Here is a 273-nt window from a genome sequence, read left to right as displayed (position 1 = left end):
CCTGTTTTCGCAGCCGTTCGAATTGTTGCTGGGCCGTCGCACCTACGACATATTTGCGGCGTATTGGCCGCAGCAAAAGGCCGATTCCCATAGCCATTGTATTGCTGACCTGTTCAACCGGGCACCGAAGCATGTGGCCACGCATCACCCCGATACGCTGGAATGGCAGCACAGTCGTGCCTTGGAAGGAAACCTTGCCGATGCGATACGTTCGCTCAAGCAACAGGACGGTGCCGATCTGTTGACCCAGGGCAGCGGCGATCTGGTGCGCCA

General features: G+C 58.2%; 1 protein-coding gene. It reads left to right on the top strand.

What is annotated here, in order from left to right; all coding sequences use genetic code 11:
- On the top strand, positions 1-273 hold a 273-nt coding region (locus SB772_RS41045; RefSeq protein WP_410838657.1), incomplete at both ends, for a dihydrofolate reductase family protein.

Source organism: Paraburkholderia sp. SIMBA_030 (assembly GCF_046535245.1).
GTDB lineage: Bacteria > Pseudomonadota > Gammaproteobacteria > Burkholderiales > Burkholderiaceae > Paraburkholderia.
The sequence above is the reverse complement of the archived record's forward strand: the minus strand, read 5'-3'. Positions and strand labels throughout refer to the sequence as shown.